This is a genomic window from Escherichia sp. MOD1-EC5189 (assembly GCF_002966045.1).
Classification (GTDB): Bacteria; Pseudomonadota; Gammaproteobacteria; order Enterobacterales; family Enterobacteriaceae; genus Escherichia; species Escherichia coli_F.
The window spans coordinates 1-2,343 of the sequence record NZ_PTRX01000078.1; the positions used below are offsets into that span (position 1 = coordinate 1).

Below are 2,343 nucleotides of genomic sequence, written 5' to 3' on the forward strand. Positions count from 1 at the left end.
ACCAGTGCCTGCACGCCGAAGGTAAAACGCAGTCGGTCAATGTTTGCCGACGTGATGGTCCGGGTGATCGGCGTGTCATATTTCACTTCCGTACCCAGCACCGTCTCGGAGCCGGAGGATTCAAATCCCTCCGGCGGTGACTGCTCCTGCTCACCGGCCCGGAACACCACCGTGACGCCGGATATATTGGTATTCCCCTCAGTGTCCAGCACCGGCGTACTGTTCAGCAGCACGCTTTTTAAGCCATCCACCGGACCTTCAACCGGCCCTTCGCTGATGGCATCGATCACACTCAGCAGCTGCGTGGACTTCAGGTTGTCCTTCGCTTCGCGCGGGGTATGCCCCTTACTGCTGCCTTTACCCATTCGTCATGCTCCATAAACGACAAAACCGCCCGCAGGCGGTTTCACATAAAATGTTTTGCATCAGCGACCAATCACCACAACCTGACCACCGTCCCCTTCGTCTGCCGTGCTGATCTCCTGAGAAACCACGCGTGACCCCACGCGCATTTCACCGTACAGAACAGGCAGAACATTGCCCTGGGCAACCATGTTATCCAGTGAAGAAAAATAGGTGTTCTGTTTGCCGTTATCCGTTGTCTGTGTGCGGGGGGTTTTGGGTTTAGGGGCCAGCATCTGTGCAACACCGCCAAGCGTCATACTGGCACCGAGAGAAAACAGCAGATTACTCGCCATAATTCCTACCCCCGGCATCCATATAGCAACCGCCATAACAGCCGCCCCCAGCACAGCCTGAAACACACCGCCACTTTTGGCTCCCGCCAGACGCGGCACGATATGGATCACAGCACCATTTGCCAGCGGTTCATTAAGACGGGCTGATAATTCCGTTTCACCTGTATCACGCCCGGCAATGCGTACCTGATACCAGCCGTCGCTCAGCTTCTGACGAAACGCCGGGATCTGCATGGCCAGCGCCCGGATGGCTTCGGCCCCCGTTTTCACACGCAGATCGATGCGGCGGCCAAATCGTTGTAAATCCCCGTAAAGGCAGATGCGCGCCATGCCCGGTGACGCCAGAGGGAGTGTGTGCGTCGCTGCCATTTGTCGGTATACCTCTCTCGTTTGCTCAGTTGTTCAGGAATATGGTGCAGCAGCTCGCCGTCACCACAGTAAATGGCGGCATGATTCGGCACCGATGAACCAAAGCAGCACAGCAGCACATCGCCCGGTTGTGCTGATGACAACGGCACCTGATACAGCCCTGTGGCCTCCAGATTATCCAGATAGAGATTCTGACCGTGACGCCACCAGTCATCCTCGCGATGAAAATCCGGCATCTCAATCCCCGCCAGATGGTAAGCATCCCGGAACAGCGTGTAACAGTCCGTCACCCCGTGCTCAAAGCGCCGCCCGGTGAGATGCGGCACACAGCGGAATTTATGAATCGCCCCCCGGCAGACCAGCCACCACGGCAAATCACTCTGCACCTGCAGCCGCCGGTCGGCCTCACTCAGCCAGGGCAGACCACCGGGGTGGCTGTGGACCAGCGCCACAATCTCTCCCTGCATTTCTGCACTCAGCCAGTCCTCCGGCGACATCCGGAAATACTCCTCCGGCTCACCGGATATATTCACGCAGGGAAAATATCTTTCCCCCTCCGGTGTTCTCACCACGAAGCCGCACGACTCCGCTGGCGCACATCGCCGGGCGTGCGCCAGAATCGCTGATTCTGTCTCTGTCATGGGATTTACTGCGAAAGTTTGTTAATGGAAAGGAAGCCGCCAAAGTTGCCGACGTTATTGCGAAACTTACAGCCGCTCAGGCATTTGCTGCATTTATCCTTCGTGATATCGGACGTCGGCTGATCATATTCATCCGCGACCGCCGGACCGTGATAACCGCACTCATCACCGCGATAGGTCCAGGTGCAGGTGTTGGCCAGCATGATACGTCCCGGAAAAACGGCACCGTCCGTTTCCGTCGGCGTGGACAGTACAAAAGAGGCACTCACCGCGCTCAGTTCACTGCACTGCTCGATGCGCCAGCGGCTGATCACCTCCTGCTCCGGATCGGCGTCACTGTTTCCGTTGACGAAGTTCACCGCATCCAGAAAACGGGCGTAAACCTTACGCCGGACCACCGTTCCGCCGACCAGACTCTGCAGGTCTTCCGCCATCCCGGTGACCATGCCGTGCAGGTTAGAAACCGTCAGTGTCGGACGGGCAGCACTGCCCTTGCCATTCAGTTCAAATCCCGTCCCCTGAATGGGGTATGCCTGATACTGCCGCCCCTGCCAGGTAACCGGCTCACCTTTTTCGTTCTGCTCATTACAGAAAAAATAACGTTCACCACCGACCTCTGTCAGATCGATTTCCCA

The 2,343-nt window shown here is 57.3% G+C and carries 4 protein-coding genes; all 4 read right to left on the reverse strand.

The genetic code is table 11. The annotated features are described in order from the left end of the window. Positions 1 to 365: TipJ family phage tail tip protein (gene gpJ, locus ATB02_RS25490; RefSeq protein WP_105272405.1), on the reverse strand; the 365-nt coding region annotated here is incomplete at its 3' end. A 60-nt stretch (positions 366 to 425) separates the two neighbouring features. Then, complete coding sequence (locus ATB02_RS25495) at positions 426 to 1,028, reverse strand: tail assembly protein (RefSeq protein WP_000090847.1); 603 nt, start codon at positions 1,026 to 1,028, stop codon at positions 426 to 428. After that, positions 965 to 1,708, reverse strand: coding sequence for a C40 family peptidase (locus tag ATB02_RS25500; RefSeq protein WP_105272403.1), 744 nt, complete (start codon positions 1,706 to 1,708; stop codon positions 965 to 967). The genes ATB02_RS25495 and ATB02_RS25500 overlap by 64 nt, the downstream gene beginning before the upstream one ends. Before the next feature lie 5 nt (positions 1,709 to 1,713). Then, a partial coding sequence (locus tag ATB02_RS25505; RefSeq protein WP_105272404.1) for a phage minor tail protein L occupies positions 1,714 to 2,343 on the reverse strand: 630 nt, incomplete at its 5' end.